This is a genomic window from Streptomyces angustmyceticus (genome assembly GCF_040701845.1).
Classification (GTDB): domain Bacteria; phylum Actinomycetota; class Actinomycetes; order Streptomycetales; family Streptomycetaceae; genus Streptomyces; species Streptomyces angustmyceticus_A.
The window spans coordinates 26832-41234 of the sequence record NZ_JBFBHQ010000011.1 but is presented as its reverse complement, the minus strand read 5'-3'; the positions used below and the strand labels follow the sequence as shown (position 1 = coordinate 41234).

The following is a 14403-nucleotide window of genomic DNA, read 5'->3' as shown; positions in this document are numbered from 1 at the left end:
GCCGAAGGCGGAACAGACACGGCGGCGCACCCGCAATCGTGGGGAGATACCGTCGGGCCACCGACACACGCTAGGGAGACCGACAGTGACAGCTACGTCGTGGGTGCGAGGCGCAGCCGGAGACCCGTTCGGGACGGCCCGACTGCGGCGTGGTGTGCTGGATGCCTGGGCCGCGTCGCCGGCGCGGTTCCGGGAGGACGCCAACGCCGAGGAGGACCTGGCGCTCGGCGGCTACCGGGACCGGCTCGCCGTGGAGCTGGCGCAGAACGCGGCCGACGCCTCGGCCCGCGCCGGCGTGCCGGGCCGGCTGCGGCTGACGCTGCACGCGGCCGACGGCGACGCCCCCGCCGTGCTCGTGGCGTCCAACACGGGCGCCCCGCTGGACGCCACCGGCGTCGAGTCGCTGTCGACGCTGCGCGCCTCCGCGAAGCGGGAGGCCAGTGTGTCGGCCGGTGCGGTCGGCCGGTTCGGCGTGGGCTTCGCCGCGGTGCTGTCGGTGAGCGACGAGCCGGCGCTGGTGGGCCGTACCGGCGGTGTGCGCTGGTCGCTGGCCGAGGCGCGGGCGATGGCGGAGGAGGTCGCGGCGCACAGCCCGGGGCTGGGCGGGGAGTTGCGCCGGCGCGACGGCCACGTACCGCTGCTGCGGCTGCCGCTGCCCGCGGAGGGCCAGGCCCCCGAGGGGTACGACACCGCCGTCGTGCTGCCGCTGCGGGACGTCGCGGCGCAGGATCTCGCCGAGCGGCTGCTGGACGCGGTCGACGCGGCGCTGCTGCTGACCCTGCCGGGGCTGTCCGAGGTCGTGATCGAGACCCCGGAGCACGTGCGGGAGTTGCGGCGGAGCCAGGACGGCCCCTACGTCCTGATCGAGGACAGCGAGCGGGGCGCCACCCGGTGGCGGGTGGCGGGCGACGGCGGTCCGCTGGACCCGGAGCTGCTGGCGGACCGGCCCGTCGAGGAGCGGCTGCGGCCGGCCTGGTCGGTGACCTGGGCGGTGCCGGTGGACGACGAGGGCGCACCGGCGCGGCCGGGCACCGCGGCGGTGGTGCATGCGCCGACGCCGACGGACGAGCCGCTGGGGCTGCCCGCGCTGCTGATCGCCTCGTTCCCGTTGGAGCCGACCCGCCGGCATGTCGCGCCGGGCCCGCTGACGGACTTCCTGGTGGCCCGCGCGGCCGCGGTCTACACGACGCTGCTGGGCGACTGGCAGCCGGTGTCGGTCGGCACCCTCGACCTGGTGCCGGGGCCGCTGGGCAAGGGCGGCCTGGACGGTGAGCTGCGCCGGCAGGTGCTGGAGCTGCTGCCGCGGGTGCGGTTCCTGCCGAGCGCGGGTGCGCCCGGTGGCCGGCCCGCCGAGCCGGAGGCGCCGGCGGCGGGCGAGTGGGACGAGGGCGACGCCGGTGTGGACCGCTTCGTGCTGCGCCCGGTGGACGCCGAGTTGGTGGAGGGCGCGGGCGCGGCGACGGTCGGGGTGCTGGCCGAGCTCTTCCCGAGCCTGCTGCCGGCCGGTCTCGAACGCCGCCCGGAGCTGCGGGCGCTGGGTGTGGCCCGGGTGGGGCTCGGGGAGATGGTCGACCGGCTGGCGGGCGTCGAGCGCACGCCCGGCTGGTGGTGGCGGCTCTATGACGCGCTGGCGGGCACCGACCCGGACCGGCTGAGCGGGCTGCCGGTGCCGCTGGCGGGCACGGCGGGCCAGGGGCCCGGCGGCGGCAGCGGCGCACGGACCACGATCGGGCCGCGCCAGGTGCTGCTGCCGCTGCCCGGGCCCGACGAGGACGCCGCGGCCCGGCACCGTACGCTCGCCCGGCTGGGGCTGAAGGTCGCCCACCCCGACGCGGTGCACCCGCTGCTGGAGAAGCTGGGCGCCACCCCGGCCCAGCCCCGTGCGGTCCTGACCACGCCCCAGGTGCGCGCGGCCGTCGCGAACTCGCTCGACGCGGACGAGGACGCCTACGACGTCTTCGCCGACGAGACCGAGGGCGGCGCGGGCGCCCCGCTGGGCACCGAGGAGCTGGCCGAGGCGGTTCTCGGGCTGGTCAGGGACGCCGGCCTCGCGCCGGGCGACGAGCCGTGGCTCGGGGCGCTGGCCCTGCCCGACGAGGACGGCGAGCCGGTGCCCGCCGGCGAGCTGGTGTACCCGGGCAGCGCCTTCGAGCGGGTCATCCGGGAGGGTGAAATCCCCGCCTGCGACGCCGAGTTGGCCGAACGGTGGGGCGAGCAGCCGCTGACGGCCGTGGGCGTGATGGCCGACTTCGCCCTGGTCCGGGCCACCGATGTCGTCCTCGATCCGGACGAAATGGAGCCGCGCGACGGGGACTTCGCCGAGCCGGACGACGTCGGGCTGCTGGATGCGGTCGACGTCTGGTGCGAGGACATCCTCGACGCCCTGCCGGAGACCCCCGTACCGCCGGTGGTGACCGAACTCGTGGCGGTGCGCGACCTCGACCTGGTCGACGACGACGCCTGGCCCGAGGTGCTGGCCATGCTCTCCCGTCCGCCGCTGCGCGACGCGCTGACCGCGCCGGTCCGGGTCCTGCTCCCCGACGGCACCACCGAGTCCGTCCGCCCGTACACCGCCTGGTGGCTGCGCGGACACCCGGTGCTCGACGGCCGCCGGCCCGCCGGCCTGCGCTCGGCGGGCGGCGATCCGCTGCTGGCCGGGCTGTACGAGTCCGCGGACGCGGGCGAGGTCGACACGCAGGTGCTGCGCGCGCTCGGCGTCCGCACCTCCGTCGCCGCACTCCTGGACGAGCCGGGCGGCGCCGCGGAGCTGCTGTCCCGGCTCGCCGACCCCGAGCTGCCCGTGAGCGCCGCACAACTCCACGCCGTCTACGGCCTGCTGGCCGACCTCGACCCCGACCAGGTGACGCTGCCCGACGAGCTGCGGGTCGTGCGCGACGAGGAGGTCCGGGTGGTGGACGCGGCCGACGCGGTGGTCGCCGACGCCCCGGACCTGGTGCCGCTGGCGGCCGGCCGCGCGCTGCTGCCGGTGCGCCCGGCCCGTGCCGCCGAACTGGCGGAGCTGCTCCAGGTCCGCCGCCTGAGCGAGGCGATCGGCGCCGAGGTCCGCTCCGAGGGCGTACGCCACGAGGTGCCCGAGGCCGTCCGCGTCCTGCTCGGCGCCGCCACCCCCGAGGCCTACGTCGAACACGGGGAACTCCTCGTCGACGGCCCCGACGGCCCCACCGAGCTGGACTGGCGCCGGACCCCGGACGGCACCGTGCACGCCGCGACCCTGGAGGGCGTGGCGGCCGGCTTGGCCTGGTCCGCACAGCAGTGGCCCCGTCGCTTCGAACTCGCCGCCCTCCTGGAGGACCCGGAGCGGGGCGAGGAACTGGCCCGGGCGCGCTGGTTCGACTGACGGACCGCGGACGGCCCCCGCCGCGACGGATGCGACGGGGGCCGTCCGGGCGTGCTCCGTGGTGTGTTGCGCCGGGTCAGTTGCCGAACTCGCCGCCCTTGACGGCTTCGACGAAGCCCGCCCAGCCCGCCTCGGGAAAGACGCAGGCGGGCCCGTGCGGGTTCTTGGAGTCACGGACGGGGACGGCGCCGGGGTGGCCGTCGGCCACTTCGAGGCACTCGGCTCCCTGGCCGTTGCTGTAGCTGGACTTGCGCCAGCGGGTCAGAGTGGACGCGTCAGGAATCGTCTTCATCCTCGTACTTTCTCAGGTACCCGCGAATCAGGTCGAGGGATTCCCGCTCCGGAAGCGACTTGGCGCGGGCGACGTCAAACATGTGCGTGAGTTCAAGAACCTTTGCCGGCGCCTCCACCGACTCTCCGGAAAAGAAGCTCTCTACGTATCCGACCGTGGCTCCGTTGTGAAGGGTGAGCAGGCTCAGGCTGCCACCGAGCATGGGGTGCTCTCCCTGCGTGAAGGGCAGTACCTGAGCCGCGACCTGGGAAGACGCAACTGCCGTGAGTACATGGCGGAGTTGATTGCTCATGCAGGCCGAGCCCCCGACGGGGCGTCGCAACGCTGCTTCATCCATGATTGCCCAGTAATAGGGCGCTTGCTCCTTTTCGAAGACACGCTTACGGCGCATTCGCGTGGCGACCCGCTCGTTTATCCGTTCCTCGGATTCGCCGGGAAGTGACTCGCGGAAGAGTGCGTGGGCATAGCCCTCGGTCTGCAGGAGCCCCGGGATCAGGCTGCTGCCGAATACTTGAATACGGGCCGCCTTGCTCTCGCCGTCGACAACGACCCGGCCGTAATCGGGAATCGAGGCGTCCTGCGCCATGGAAAGCAACTCGACGAAGAGGCCGTCCGTGGCGAAATGCGTGTCCAGATCCTCGGCGAGTGCCTCCGACGGCAACTGCTCGCCCCGCTCCACCCGGCTGAGGTACGTGTGCGGGTAGCCGACCTTGTCGGCGAGAGCCCGCTGGGACCGGCCGGCGGATTCCCTGAGGCGGCGCAGGCGCCGTCCGAGCACCGTGCGCGGGGTGGCCCTGCCGCCTTCCTCGTTGTTCAGCTCCATTGCTCGAACACACCTTCAACTCGCTGTCCACTCAAGGGCTTTGGTGACACCTGTGGCGTGCGCCCAGCGTATTTCGTCGGCAATGCTGAGCAAGGAAAGGAAGGCCCCCGCGACCGCGGCAACGGTCCGGGGGTGCGGTCATCAGCCCCATGAGGTCGACGACATGAATCACGTTATCGCGAAGTATTTCGAGCCTTCGCCCGGAGACGGCGACGCGGCCGGCCATTCCGGCTCCGCCCGCCTGCTGCCCTGGGCGAACGCCGACGGCAACCCCTGTTATCTGGTGGGCGACGGCACGGGGTACGTCTCCCGTATCGCCGACAGTGTCGAGTGCCTGCAGCTCGACATGGCGGACGGGCTCCTCGGGCACGCGGAGGACATGCTCGCCTGTCCGCAGGTCACGTCCCCGGAACTGCGCTTCCTCGCCCGCGGACTGACCGACGCACTGCGGGACGTACGGCGCATCGCGGAGAGTCGCGGTGCGCGGCTCCCCGCTCCGGACCAGGGCCTCGGCGAAGGCGAGGACCGAGGAGGTGCCGTCGCGGGCCCGGCCCGCCCGCGGTGCCCGCTCAGTTCGAGCGGAACCGCTTGACCAGGCTCCAGATGACGACGATCGCGGAGAGGACGAGGAGCGGCCACACCCACCAGTCGAGGGTGCCGTCGCCGGTGCTGCCGTAGTGGTTGCCGGTGTAGTGGTGGTAGTGGCGGTGCGAACTCGCCAGCACCTCGTGGGCCAGGTCCCCGTGGAAGGTCATGGGGCCGGAGCGTAGTACGGCGGCAGCGCCCGGGGTATCGGCCGGGCAGGTTCTCTTCGCGGCCTCGCGCCGGCCGGGAGGCTCACCTGGCCCGCAGTCGCTTCACGAAGAACCAGCCGACCCCGAGGACGACGCCGAGCGGGATCATCCACCAGGAGCCGAGGGAGACGCCGGAGGAGTGGGAGCCGTAGTGGCTCGTGTAGTGGCTGGTGTGGTGGTGGGAGCGCGCCAGGATCTCGACGGCGCGGGAAGCCGCGTGGAGTGTCATGCACACGGACTCTAGGGGAGGCGGGCCGGGCGTCGCGAGGCCGGGGCCGAGGGGCGGACGGGCCGGTTCCGCGGTCCCGTACGGCGGCGTGCGGCTCCGCGGTGGTGCGGCTCCGGGCCGGCGGGGCGGTGTGCCCGTCGGGGCTCAGGCGGCGAAACGCCGGGTCACCCACCGCCAGGTGATCTCCAGCAGCACCGCCGCCACCACCGCGATGCCGACGGCCGTCCACGGCATCGTCGTCCCGACCAGCCGCAGGTCGAAGAACGTCTGCAGCCAGGGGGTGGCGAGGACGGCGACGAAGCACAGGCCCATGGCCAGGACCAGGGCGATCCGCCACCAGGTGTAGGGGCGGGCGATGATCGCCAGGACCCACATGGCGGTGAGGAAGAGCGTCAGGGTGGCCGCGCTGGTCTCGGCGGGCAGGGCGCCGGGGCCGCTGTAGTAGCCGCGGGCGAGCAGGTAGGTGGTGAAGGCGGCCAGGCCCGTGATCAGGCCGGAGGGCACCGCGTAGCGCATCACCCGGCGGACGAAGTGCGGTCGCGCGCGCTCCTTGTTGGGTGCCAGGGCGAGGAAGAACGCGGGGATGCCGATGGTCAGGGTGGACAGCAGGGTCAGGTGCCGCGGCAGGTACGGGTAGGGGATCTGGCAGCAGGCCACCAGGATCGCCAGCAGGACGGAGTAGACGGTCTTGGTGAGGAAGAGGGTGGCGACGCGGGTGATGTTGCCGATGACCCGGCGGCCCTCGGCGACGACCGACGGCAGCGCCGCGAAACTGTTGTCGAGCAGGACGATCTGGGCGACGGCGCGGGTCGCCTCGGAGCCGGACCCCATCGCGACGCCGATGTCGGCGTCCTTGAGGGCGAGGACGTCGTTGACGCCGTCGCCGGTCATCGCGACGGTGTGACCGCGCGACTGCAGGGCCGCGACCATCTCGCGCTTCTGCTGCGGGGTGACCCGGCCGAAGACCGCGGCCCGTTCGACCACGCCCGCGCCCGCGTCCCGCTCACCGGGCAGTTCGCGCGCGTCCACCGGGGCGTCGGCGCCGGGCAGCCCCAGCTTGCCGGCCACCGCGCCCACCGACACCGCGTTGTCGCCGGAGATCACCTTGGCCCGGACGCCCTGCTCCGCGAAGTAGCGCAGGGTGTCGGGGGCGTCGGGGCGCAGCCGCTGCTCCAGGACGACCAGGGCCGCGGGCCGTACGCCGCGGGCGACCTCGGGGTCGTCCAGGTCCCGTGCGGCGCGGGCCAGCAGCAGGACGCGCAGGCCCTGGGCGTTGAGGCCGTCGGTCTCGGCGAGGCGGGGGTCGCCGGGAGGCAGCAGCACGTCCGGGGCGCCGAGCAGCCAGGTGGTACGTGCGCCGTCCGGGCCGTCGAGGGCGGCGCCGCTGTATTTGCGGGCGGAGGAGAACGGCAGGGCCCGGGTGCAGCGCCAGCCGCCGTCCGCCGGATACGCCTCGATGATCGCCCGGAGGGAGGCGTTGGGCCGCGAGTCGCTCGCCCCGAGCGCGCCCAGCACCTGCTTCACCCGGGTCTCGTCGCCGTCGAGGGGGCGCAGCCCGTTGACGTCCATCCCGCCCTCGGTGAGCGTGCCGGTCTTGTCCAGGCACACCACATCGACCCGGGCCAGCCCCTCGATCGCGGGCAGCTCCTGCACCAGGCACTTCTTGCGGCCGAGCCGGACCACGCCGATCGCGAAGGCGACGGAGGTGAGCAGCACCAGGCCCTCGGGGATCATGGGCACGATGCCGGCGACCATCCGGCGGACGGCCTCGTCGCCCGGCAGGCCGAGGGTGAGCAGATGGCTCAGGACGAGACCGATCGCGGTCGGGATCATCATCCAGGTCACGTACTTGAGGATCCGGCTGATGCCGCTGCGCAGCTCGGAGTGGACCAGGGTGAAGCGGCTGGCCTCCTCGGCGAGCTGGGCCGCGTACGCCTGCCGGCCGACCTTGGTGGCGGTGAAGGCGCCGCTGCCCGCGACGACGAAACTGCCGGACATCGTCGGGTCGCCCGGCTTCTTGAGGACCGGATCGGCCTCGCCGGTCAGCAGCGACTCGTCGACCTCCAGGCCGTCGCTCTCCAGCACCTCGCCGTCGACGATGACCTTGTCGCCGGGCCCGAGTTCGATGACGTCGTCGAGGACCACGGCGGAGGTGGGGATCTCGGCGGCGGCCCCGTCGCGCCGGACGGTCGGCCGGGCCTCGCCGATGACCGCCAGGCTGTCCAGGGTCTTCTTGGCACGCAGCTCCTGGATGATGCCGATGCCGGTGTTGGCGACGATGACGAAGCCGAACAGGCCGTCCTGGATCGGGCCGACGATCAGAATGATCACGAAGAGCACGCCGATGATCGCGTTGAAGCGGGTGAAGACATTGGCGCGGACGATCTCGGCGGCCGAGCGGGAGGACCGTACGGGGACGTCGTTGACCTCGCCCCGGGCGACCCGCTCCGCGACCTCGGCGGCACTCAGTCCGGGGCCGGCCGGCTCCCGGGCGGCCCGGGGGGCCGGCTCGCGGCCCGGCCCCACGGGCCCGGTCCCGGCCCTCGCCCGCTCCGTCATGCCCTCGACGTTACGGGCGGAATGCGCACTTCACTCGCTGGGCGGGCGGAGCGGAGGGGGTGTGGCGGGCGGTATCGCGGGCGGCGTGGCCTCAGGCCCGGTCGGCGGGCTGGTCGCCCGACACCGCGGAGCGCTTGATCGCGGCGTCCCGTGCCCGTACGTACCAGATGCCCACCAGCCCGAGGCCGCCGCCGGCCAGGCAGGTCCACACCCACCAGGAGTGGCCGTGGTCGGCGAACCAGCCGTAGAAGGGGAGCTGGCCGAGGAAGAGCACGAACCAGATGATGGTGCCGCCGGTGACCGTGCCGACGACGGGGCCCTCCAGAGGCGCCGGGGCCTCGCGCAGTTCGGACTTCTTCCACATGGTGGCCAGCTTACGGGGAGGGGATGCGGGGGCCGCGAGGTGGCCGGGGCCCCTGGGCGGTAGCGGCCGGGGGATGCGGTGCGTCGCCGTGGGGCGGGCCGCCGGTCCGTGCGCCGCGCCGCCCGGTCCGTGCGCCACTTGCGTCTACGCGCGGAGATAGCGATCAGTGGCTTGTTTATTCATACTGAACCTTTCTGGAGACGGCTGGTTTGGCTCGTCTATTCATCCAACCTGATCCAGTTGTTTCGTTTCTGTACGTGTTCCGGGCCTCCGGCCCCCCACGCCTGTTCAGGCCCGTCCGACTGAGGTCCCCGCATGCCCCCCTCGGCCACCACGCCGGTCGACACCCTGGAGAACCCGGGGCCGAAGCCTCCCAAGAACGGCCTCGACCGTTTCTTCAAGATCTCCGAGCGGGGGTCGACCGTCGGCCGCGAGCTCCGCGGCGGTCTGGCGACGTTCTTCGCGATGGCCTACATCATCGTGCTGAACCCGATCATCCTCGGCGCCGGAGTAGACAAGTTCGGCCATCATCTCGACAACGCCCAGTTGGTCACCGCCACCGCGCTGATGGCCGGTCTGAGCACGGTGCTGATGGGCGTCGTCGGCAACGTCCCGATCGCCATCGCCGCGGGCCTCGGCATCAACGCCGTGGTCTCCCTGCAGCTCGCGCCCAAGATGAGCTGGCCGGACGCGATGGGCATGGTCGTGCTCGCCGGTCTGGTCCTGATGATCCTGGTCGCCTCGGGCCTGCGGCAGCGGGTGATGGACGCGATCCCCAACGGGCTGCGGCGGGCCATCGCCATCGGCATCGGCCTGTTCATCTCGCTGATCGGCCTGGTCGACGCCGGCTTCGTGACGCGCAACCCGGACGCCGCGCACACCACCGTGCCGATGAGCCTGGGCCAGGGCGGGCAGCTCAAGGGCTGGCCGGTGCTGGTCTTCGTCATCGGCCTGGCGCTGATGTTCGTGCTGATCGTGCGCAAGGTCAGGGGCGCGATCCTGATCGGGATGGTCTCCATGGCCGTCGTCGCGATCGTCATCAACGCCCTCGTCGAGATCCCGGACGCGGCCTGGGGCCTGGCGGTCCCCAACGTCCCGCACAAGATCATCGACACCCCGGACTTCGGCCTGATCGGTCAGATCAGCCTCTTCGGCGGCTTCAAGGAAGTCGGCGTGCTGACCGGCTGCCTGTTCGTCTTCACCGTGCTGCTCTCCGGCTTCTTCGACGCGATGGGCACCATCATCGGCGTCGGCGAGGAGGCCGGGCTGCTGGACAACGAGACCGGCCAGCTGCCGAACATGGGCCGGATCCTCATGGTCGACGGCATCGCGGTCGCGGGCGGCGGCTTCGGCTCCGCCTCCGCCAACACCTGCTTCGTGGAGTCCACGGCCGGCGTCGGCGAGGGCGCCCGCACCGGGCTCGCGAACCTGATGACCGGCGGCCTCTTCCTGCTCGCGCTGGTCTTCACGCCGCTGGCGACCGTCGTCCCCTCGCAGGCCGCGACGCCCGCGCTGCTGGTCGTCGGCTTCCTGATCATGGCCTCGAACGTGCGGGACATCGACTGGGGCGACTTCACCATCGGCATCCCGGCGTTCCTGACGATGGTCTCGATGCCGTTCACCTACAGCATCACCAACGGCATCGGCATCGGCGTCCTGGCCTTCATCCTGCTGCGCGCGGCGACCGGCCGGATCAAGGAGGTCCCCTGGCTGCTGAGCGCGGTCGGCTTCTGCTTCCTGGTCTACTTCCTGCTCGACCCGATCGAGCAGGTGCTGGGGGTCAAGTAGCCGGCCAGCGGATCCCCAGCTTCTCCGTCTCGTCGACGGAGGACTGGAACCGCTCGTCGAAGTCCTCGCGGATGAGCGTCCGGACCACATAGTCCTGGACGCTCATTCCGCGTTTTGCGGCGTGCTGCCGAATGCGCTCCAGCAGCTCCCCGTCCACGCGCAGGCTGAGCACTCGCGATCCCATGCGGACACCGTCCCGTCCGTGCACGGTCAGGCGCGTCACTTTCGGCCGCGTCCTCACTCATATGGGTGATTGCCGGCAGGCGGCACCCCTTGGCTTTCCTTAGAAAGGGTAATGAGTTATGCTAAAGACCATGCCGGAACTGTCCCGCCCCCTGCCCGAAGGCCGGGAGGTGTCCTCAGACGACGCGGCCGCGGTGAACGCTCTGCGGTCCGCCGTGATGCGCCTGTCGCGCCGACTCAAGCACCAGCGGGTCGACGAATCGCTGAGCCCCACCGAGATGTCGGTGCTCGGCACCCTGTTCCGCTGCGGCAGTGCCACCCCCGGCGAGCTGGCCCGCAAGGAGCATGTGCAGCCGCCGTCGATGACCCGCATCGTGGCCATGCTGGAGGCCAAGGGACTGGTCCGGCTCGAACCGCACCCCGACGACCGCCGCCAGAAGGTCGTCACGCAGACCGAACAGGCCGAGGCGATGCTCGAGGAGAGCCGCCGCAAGCGCAACGCCTGGCTCGCCGAGCTGGCCTCCGGGCTGGACGAGGACGAGTGGGCGAAGGTGCGGGCCGCCGCGCCCGTGCTGGAGAAGCTCGCACAGTTGTAGAACCCCCGAGGCCGAGGAGGCGAACCCACTTTGAGTACGGGATCCGGAGCACACTCCGCCCCCGCACCGAACTCCCACGACGACACGGTTTCCGACGACGCGACCGCGACCGCCCCGGGCACCGCCCCGGCGCTCGCCGCAGGCCCCGCCGCCACACCGCGCAAGGGCACGTTCAGCTCGCTCCGTATACGTAACTACCGCCTCTTCGCCACCGGCCAGATGGTGTCCAACACGGGCACCTGGATGCAGCGCATCGCCCAGGACTGGCTGGTGCTGAGCCTCACCGGCTCGTCCGCCGCGGTCGGCATCACCACCGCGCTGCAGTTCCTGCCGATGCTGCTCTTCGGGCTCTACGGCGGCGTCATCGCCGACCGCTTCGCCAAGCGCAAGCTGCTCCTGTTCACCCAGTCCGCCATGGGTCTGACCGGCCTCGCCCTCGCCGTGCTCACGCTCAGCGGCCAGGTGCAGGTCTGGCACGTCTACCTGGTCGCCTTCGTCCTCGGCCTGGTCACCGTCCTCGACAACCCCTCCCGGCAGGCCTTCGTCTCCGAGATGGTCGGCCAGGACGAGCTGCGCAACGCCGTCAGCCTCAACTCCGCCAACTTCCAGTCCGCGCGGCTGATCGGGCCCGCCGTCGCCGGTGTCCTGATCACGGCCTTCGGCAGCGGCTGGGCCTTCCTGCTCAACGGCCTGTCCTTCATCGCCCCCGTCGCCGGCCTGCTGATGATGCGGACCGCGGAACTCCACCCGGTCGACCGGGTCCCGCGCAGCAAGGGCCAACTGCGGGAGGGGCTGCGCTACGTGTCGGGGCGCCCCGACCTGATCTGGCCGATCGTCCTGGTCGGGTTCATCGGGACCTTCGGCTTCAACTTCCCGATCTGGCTGACCGCGTTCGTCTACCACGTCTACCACCAGGGCGCCGGCACCTACTCGCTGTTCAACGGGCTGATGGCGGCCGGTTCGCTGATCGGCGCGCTGCTCGCGGCCCGCCGGGCCGGCTCCCGGCTGCGGCTGCTGGTCGGCGCGGCGGTCGTCTTCGGCGCGCTGGAGATCGCGGCCGCGCTCGCCCCGTCGTTCTGGGTCTTCGCCGCGCTCCTCGCCCCGATCGGCATGGTCGGCCTGACGATCAACGTCACCGCCAATTCGAGCATCCAGATGGCGACCGACCCGCTGATGCGGGGCCGGGTGATGAGCCTGTTCATGATGGTCTTCGTGGGCGGCACCCCGCTGGGCGCACCGGTGGTCGGCTGGGTCACCGACGCCTTCGGCCCCCGGATCGGCTTCCTGACGGGCGGCCTGGTCTCCATGGCGGCCGCGGTCGTCATCGGCCTGATCCTCGCCCGGGTGGGCGGCCTGCGCCTCCAGATCGACCTGCGCCGCGGCCGCCGGCATGTCGCCTTCGTGCCCCGGACACCCGCAACGGCTTCGTCCGTGGAGAAGGACCTGGCCCCGGCGGCGTAACGGGGCGGAGGGTGCCCCGGCCCTCTCCGGCGTGGTCCGACGGGACCCGGCCGGCCCGGCTCGCGACCGGCCGGGCCGGGTTTCGGGTCGCTTCCGGGCCCGGTCCGCCGTACGGCACGGGCCCTGCGCCACACTGACCGCATGAGACTCTTCGCCGCCGTCCTGCCGCCCGCTCCCGCGATCGAGGAACTGGCCGTCGAGGTGGCGCGGTTGCAGCAGCTCCCGGCCGCCGGGCGGCTGCGGTGGACCGGCCGGGAGAGCTGGCACTTCACCCTTGCCTTCTACGGCGAGGTGCCCGAGGAGATCGTCCCCGGACTGCGGGAGCGGCTGGGCCGCGCGGCCGGCCGCCGCGACCCCTACGAGCTGCGGATCGCCGGCGGCGGCCGCTTCTCGGACCGGGTGGTGTGGGCCGGGGCCGGGGGCGACCGGCCCGCCATGCGCACCCTCGCGGGCGCGGCGGAGGCGGCGGCCCGGCGGGCCGGTGTGGCCATGGACGAGGAGCACCGCCCGTACACCCCCCACCTCACCCTCGCCCGCAACCGCGTCCCCGGCCTGGATCTGCGCCCGTACGCGGCCGCCCTCAAGGACTTCGCCGGCGCTCCCTGGACGGTCGGCTCCCTCGCCCTGGTGTGCAGCCATCCGCCCGTCCCCGGGGCGGCGGGGGCCCAGCCCCGCTACGAAACGGTGGGCACCTGGCCCCTGGGCCGCTGACCGGCCGGTCGGGCCCCGCGGCCGGTCGGGCCCCGGGCCGCTGACAAGCGTGGAGCCGCCCCGGTTACGCTCAAGGGGTGGACCCCAAAACCCGTAACCGGATCATGTCCGGCCTGCTCGCCGTCCTGCTCATCGTCGTGGTCGTGGCGTCGGCGCTGCACTGAGCGATGCCGTGGCCGCCGCCGAGCGCCCGGCGGCCGGCCCGACCGGCTGCCGGGCGCTCACGCCGTTCACCAGGCGAAGGCCTCCGGGCTCGGGCCGGGGCCGGGGAAGATCTCGTCGAGCGAGGCGAGGAGATCGTCCGGAAGGGTCAGCTCGACGGCGCGCAGCGCGGAGGCGAGCTGGTCCGTCGTGCGGGGGCCGACGATCGGGCCGGTGACGCCGGGACGGGTCAGGAGCCAGGCCAGCGCGACCTCGCCGGGCTCCAGGCCGTGCTTGCCGAGCAGGTCCTCGTAGGACTCGATCCGGGCCCGGATCGCGGAGTTGGCGAGGGCGTCGGCCGAGCGGCCGACGACCGAGCGGCCCGCGCCGCCCTCGCGCTCCTTGCGCAGCGCCCCGCCCAGCAGCCCGCCGTGCAGCGGGGACCACGGGATGACGCCCAGGCCGTAGCCCTGGGCGGCCGGGATGACCTCCATCTCGGCGCGCCGCTCGGCGAGGTTGTAGAGGCACTGCTCGCTGACCAGGCCCAGCGAACCGCGGCGGGCGGCCGCCTCGTTGGCGCGGGCGATGTGCCAGCCGGCGTGGTTGGACGAGCCGGCGTAGAGGATCTTGCCCTGCTGGACGAGGACGTCGATGGCCTGCCAGATCTCGTCCCAGGGCGTGTCCCGGTCGACGTGGTGGAACTGGTAGATGTCGATGTAGTCGGTGCCCAGCCGCTTGAGGCTGGCGTCCACCGAGCGCCGGATGTTGAGCGCGGAGAGCTTGTCGTGGTTGGGCCAGACCTTGCCGCCTTCCGGCGCCATGTTGGCGTACACCTTGGTGCCGAGCACGGTCTTGTCCCGCCGGCCGCCGCCCTTGGCGAACCAACTGCCGACGATCTCCTCGGTACGGCCCTTGTCGGCCCCGAAACCGTAGACATTGGCGGTGTCGAAGAAGTTGACGCCCGCGCCCTGCGCCGCGTCCATGATGGTGTGGCTGTCGGCCTCGTCGGTCTGGGGCCCGAAGTTCATCGTCCCGAGGACGAGTCGGCTGACCTTGAGTCCGGTGCGTCCGAGCTGCGTGTACTTCATGGTGGTCCAGCCAACG

General features: G+C 72.6%; 14 protein-coding genes. 6 read left to right on the top strand and 8 right to left on the bottom strand.

Annotated elements, in window-relative coordinates:
• Nucleotides 1-85 precede the first annotated feature (85 nt).
• Complete coding sequence (locus AB0411_RS22880) at nucleotides 86-3358, top strand: sacsin N-terminal ATP-binding-like domain-containing protein (protein ID WP_366419145.1); 3273 nt, start codon at nucleotides 86-88, stop codon at nucleotides 3356-3358.
• 76 nt (nucleotides 3359-3434) lie between these two features.
• Here AB0411_RS22880 and AB0411_RS22875 read toward each other — a convergent pair whose 3' ends face one another.
• Together AB0411_RS22875 and AB0411_RS22870 are read right to left on the bottom strand one after the other, a co-directional pair.
• Nucleotides 3435-3650 (bottom strand): DUF397 domain-containing protein, encoded by a 216-nt coding sequence (locus AB0411_RS22875; RefSeq protein ID WP_366419144.1) that lies wholly within the window; start codon nucleotides 3648-3650, stop codon nucleotides 3435-3437.
• Nucleotides 3634-4473 carry a helix-turn-helix domain-containing protein gene (locus AB0411_RS22870; protein WP_366419143.1) on the bottom strand — a complete coding sequence of 280 codons (840 nt, stop codon included), beginning with the start codon at nucleotides 4471-4473 and terminating at the stop codon, nucleotides 3634-3636. Before AB0411_RS22870 ends, AB0411_RS22875 begins: the two co-directional genes overlap by 17 nt.
• A 163-nt stretch (nucleotides 4474-4636) precedes the next feature.
• On the opposite strand from AB0411_RS22870, the gene AB0411_RS22865 reads away from it, so the two are divergent.
• Nucleotides 4637-5065, top strand: coding sequence for a hypothetical protein (locus AB0411_RS22865; RefSeq protein WP_366419142.1), 429 nt, complete (start codon nucleotides 4637-4639; stop codon nucleotides 5063-5065).
• On the opposite strand, the gene AB0411_RS22860 is transcribed toward AB0411_RS22865, so the two are convergent.
• The 4 genes from AB0411_RS22860 to AB0411_RS22845 all read right to left on the bottom strand — a co-directional run bounded on the left by AB0411_RS22860 (nucleotide 5043) and on the right by AB0411_RS22845 (nucleotide 8419).
• Complete coding sequence (locus AB0411_RS22860; protein WP_366419141.1) at nucleotides 5043-5228, bottom strand: hypothetical protein; 186 nt, start codon at nucleotides 5226-5228, stop codon at nucleotides 5043-5045. The genes AB0411_RS22865 and AB0411_RS22860 overlap by 23 nt on opposite strands.
• 82 nt (nucleotides 5229-5310) lie before the next feature.
• Nucleotides 5311-5496, bottom strand: a complete 186-nt coding sequence (locus tag AB0411_RS22855; protein WP_366419140.1) for a hypothetical protein — start codon at nucleotides 5494-5496, stop codon at nucleotides 5311-5313.
• A 144-nt stretch (nucleotides 5497-5640) separates the two neighbouring features.
• Complete coding sequence (locus AB0411_RS22850) at nucleotides 5641-8055, bottom strand: cation-translocating P-type ATPase (RefSeq protein WP_366419139.1); 2415 nt, start codon at nucleotides 8053-8055, stop codon at nucleotides 5641-5643.
• A gap of 91 nt (nucleotides 8056-8146) precedes the next feature.
• Entirely contained in the window at nucleotides 8147-8419 is a 273-nt protein-coding gene (locus AB0411_RS22845; RefSeq protein ID WP_366419138.1) for a DUF2530 domain-containing protein, read from the bottom strand.
• A gap of 315 nt (nucleotides 8420-8734) precedes the next feature.
• Between AB0411_RS22845 and AB0411_RS22840 the strand changes: the two genes are divergently transcribed.
• Complete coding sequence (locus tag AB0411_RS22840) at nucleotides 8735-10207, top strand: NCS2 family permease (RefSeq protein WP_366419137.1); 1473 nt, start codon at nucleotides 8735-8737, stop codon at nucleotides 10205-10207.
• On the opposite strand, the gene AB0411_RS22835 is transcribed toward AB0411_RS22840, so the two are convergent.
• Entirely contained in the window at nucleotides 10200-10391 is a 192-nt protein-coding gene (locus AB0411_RS22835; protein WP_086721487.1) for a ribbon-helix-helix protein, CopG family, read from the bottom strand. The genes AB0411_RS22840 and AB0411_RS22835 overlap by 8 nt on opposite strands.
• 130 nt (nucleotides 10392-10521) lie before the next feature.
• Here AB0411_RS22835 and AB0411_RS22830 point away from each other — a divergent pair, with 130 nt between their 5' ends.
• The 3 genes from AB0411_RS22830 (at nucleotide 10522) to thpR (ending at nucleotide 13158) form a co-directional block, all read left to right on the top strand.
• Nucleotides 10522-10986, top strand: coding sequence for a MarR family winged helix-turn-helix transcriptional regulator (locus tag AB0411_RS22830; protein ID WP_366419136.1), 465 nt, complete (start codon nucleotides 10522-10524; stop codon nucleotides 10984-10986).
• A gap of 30 nt (nucleotides 10987-11016) precedes the next feature.
• Nucleotides 11017-12447 (top strand): MFS transporter, encoded by a 1431-nt coding sequence (locus AB0411_RS22825; protein WP_366419135.1) that lies wholly within the window; start codon nucleotides 11017-11019, stop codon nucleotides 12445-12447.
• A gap of 141 nt (nucleotides 12448-12588) precedes the next feature.
• Nucleotides 12589-13158 carry an RNA 2',3'-cyclic phosphodiesterase gene (thpR, locus tag AB0411_RS22820; RefSeq protein WP_366419134.1) on the top strand — a complete coding sequence of 190 codons (570 nt, stop codon included), beginning with the start codon at nucleotides 12589-12591 and terminating at the stop codon, nucleotides 13156-13158.
• A gap of 230 nt (nucleotides 13159-13388) precedes the next feature.
• Here the strand turns inward: thpR and AB0411_RS22815 are convergent, their stop codons facing one another.
• Nucleotides 13389-14387, bottom strand: coding sequence for an aldo/keto reductase (locus AB0411_RS22815; protein WP_366419133.1), 999 nt, complete (start codon nucleotides 14385-14387; stop codon nucleotides 13389-13391).
• Nucleotides 14388-14403: the final 16 nt, after the last annotated feature.

Coding starts and splice junctions, on each gene's coding strand:
- AB0411_RS22815 (WP_366419133.1), bottom strand. CDS start 14,387: ATGAAGTACACGCAGCTCGGACGCACCGGACTCAAGGTCAGCCGACTC.
- AB0411_RS22830 (WP_366419136.1), top strand. CDS start 10,522: ATGCCGGAACTGTCCCGCCCCCTGCCCGAAGGCCGGGAGGTGTCCTCA.
- AB0411_RS22850 (WP_366419139.1), bottom strand. CDS start 8,055: ATGACGGAGCGGGCGAGGGCCGGGACCGGGCCCGTGGGGCCGGGCCGC.
- AB0411_RS22865 (WP_366419142.1), top strand. CDS start 4,637: ATGAATCACGTTATCGCGAAGTATTTCGAGCCTTCGCCCGGAGACGGC.
- AB0411_RS22835 (WP_086721487.1), bottom strand. CDS start 10,391: ATGGGATCGCGAGTGCTCAGCCTGCGCGTGGACGGGGAGCTGCTGGAG.
- thpR (WP_366419134.1), top strand. CDS start 12,589: ATGAGACTCTTCGCCGCCGTCCTGCCGCCCGCTCCCGCGATCGAGGAA.
- AB0411_RS22845 (WP_366419138.1), bottom strand. CDS start 8,419: ATGTGGAAGAAGTCCGAACTGCGCGAGGCCCCGGCGCCTCTGGAGGGC.
- AB0411_RS22840 (WP_366419137.1), top strand. CDS start 8,735: ATGCCCCCCTCGGCCACCACGCCGGTCGACACCCTGGAGAACCCGGGG.
- AB0411_RS22855 (WP_366419140.1), bottom strand. CDS start 5,496: ATGACACTCCACGCGGCTTCCCGCGCCGTCGAGATCCTGGCGCGCTCC.
- AB0411_RS22875 (WP_366419144.1), bottom strand. CDS start 3,650: ATGAAGACGATTCCTGACGCGTCCACTCTGACCCGCTGGCGCAAGTCC.
- AB0411_RS22860 (WP_366419141.1), bottom strand. CDS start 5,228: ATGACCTTCCACGGGGACCTGGCCCACGAGGTGCTGGCGAGTTCGCAC.
- AB0411_RS22870 (WP_366419143.1), bottom strand. CDS start 4,473: ATGGAGCTGAACAACGAGGAAGGCGGCAGGGCCACCCCGCGCACGGTG.